1 protein-coding gene and 1 pseudogene are annotated in these 1,776 nt (G+C 66.9%); one reads left to right on the forward strand and one right to left on the reverse strand.

What is annotated here, in order from left to right:
* A partial coding sequence (locus AX672_RS08010; protein WP_443026232.1) for an RNB domain-containing ribonuclease occupies nt 1-842 on the reverse strand: 842 nt, incomplete at its 3' end.
* 26 nt (nt 843-868) lie between these two features.
* Here AX672_RS08010 and AX672_RS08005 point away from each other — a divergent pair.
* Nucleotides 869-1,776: pseudogene (locus AX672_RS08005) on the forward strand (RNB domain-containing ribonuclease); the annotation flags it as partial.

Genomic DNA, 1,776 nt, shown 5'->3' on the forward strand with positions numbered 1-1,776 from the left:
ACCAGCTCGAAGCGAAGTGCCCCGGACACCGGGTTGGCTTCCGCGAGCCGCAGCTTCAGCCGCATGCCCGAGCTGTAGGTCGTGCCGGTTTCCTCGCCGACCAGCGCCTTGGCCGCGTCGTCGTAGCGGAAATATTCGCGGCCTAGGTCGCGCGCGGGGACGAGGCCGTCGCCACCGATCCCTTCGACGGTCGCGAAGAAGCCGAAATTCTGCACGCCGGTGATCCGCGCATCGACGACTTCGCCGACCTTTTCGCTCAGATAGGCGGCGACATAGCGGTCGATCGTGTCGCGTTCGGCCTCCATCGCGCGGCGTTCGAGCATCGAGATCGACGTGCCGATCTGCTCCATCGCCGCCGCCTCGCCTTCGGTCAGCCCGCCCGGCCCCAGCTTGAACGCCGACACCAGCGAGCGGTGGACGATCAGATCGGCATAGCGGCGGATCGGCGAGGTGAAGTGCGCGTAGCTGCCGAGCGCGAGCCCGAAATGGCCGCTGTTGGCGGGGGCATAATAGGCCTGCGTCTGGGTGCGCAGCACTTGCTCCATCACTTGCGGGCGGTGGTCGACGTCGCCGACCCGGTCGAGCAGCTGGTTGAACACGCGCGGCTGGATGACCTGGCCGAGCGCGAAGTCGACGCCGAAAGTCTTGAGATACTCCTTGAGCGCAACCAGCTTCTCGCGCGCGGGCGGTTCGTGGTCGCGGTACATCACCGGCGCCTTCTTGCCCTCCAGCGCCTTGGCGGCGGCGACATTGGCGGCGATCATATATTCCTCGATCAGCTTGTGCGCATCGAGCCGCTCGCGCGGCGCGACCGACATGATCCGCCCCTTTTCGTCGAGCATCACCCGGCGTTCGGGCAGATCGAGTTCGAGCGGATTGCGCCGCGCGCGCGCGGCGCAATCCGCTCGAACTCGATCTGCCCGAACGCCGGGTGATGCTCGACGAAAAGGGGCGGATCATGTCGGTCGCGCCGCGCGAGCGGCTCGATGCGCACAAGCTGATCGAGGAATATATGATCGCCGCCAATGTCGCCGCCGCCAAGGCGCTGGAGGGCAAGAAGGCGCCGGTGATGTACCGCGACCACGAACCGCCCGCGCGCGAGAAGCTGGTTGCGCTCAAGGAGTATCTCAAGACTTTCGGCGTCGACTTCGCGCTCGGCCAGGTCATCCAGCCGCGCGTGTTCAACCAGCTGCTCGACCGGGTCGGCGACGTCGACCACCGCCCGCAAGTGATGGAGCAAGTGCTGCGCACCCAGACGCAGGCCTATTATGCCCCCGCCAACAGCGGCCATTTCGGGCTCGCGCTCGGCAGCTACGCGCACTTCACCTCGCCGATCCGCCGCTATGCCGATCTGATCGTCCACCGCTCGCTGGTGTCGGCGTTCAAGCTGGGGCCGGGCGGGCTGACCGAAGGCGAGGCGGCGGCGATGGAGCAGATCGGCACGTCGATCTCGATGCTCGAACGCCGCGCGATGGAGGCCGAACGCGACACGATCGACCGCTATGTCGCCGCCTATCTGAGCGAAAAGGTCGGCGAAGTCGTCGATGCGCGGATCACCGGCGTGCAGAATTTCGGCTTCTTCGCGACCGTCGAAGGGATCGGTGGCGACGGCCTCGTCCCCGCGCGCGACCTAGGCCGCGAATATTTCCGCTACGACGACGCGGCCAAGGCGCTGGTCGGCGAGGAAACCGGCACGACCTACAGCTCGGGCATGCGGCTGAAGCTGCGGCTCGCGGAAGCCAACCCGGTGTCCGGGGCACTTCGCTTCGAGCTGGT

This window comes from Sphingomonas sp. CCH10-B3 (assembly GCF_001556185.1).
In the GTDB taxonomy this organism is placed as follows: domain Bacteria; phylum Pseudomonadota; class Alphaproteobacteria; order Sphingomonadales; family Sphingomonadaceae; genus Sphingomonas; species Sphingomonas aquatica.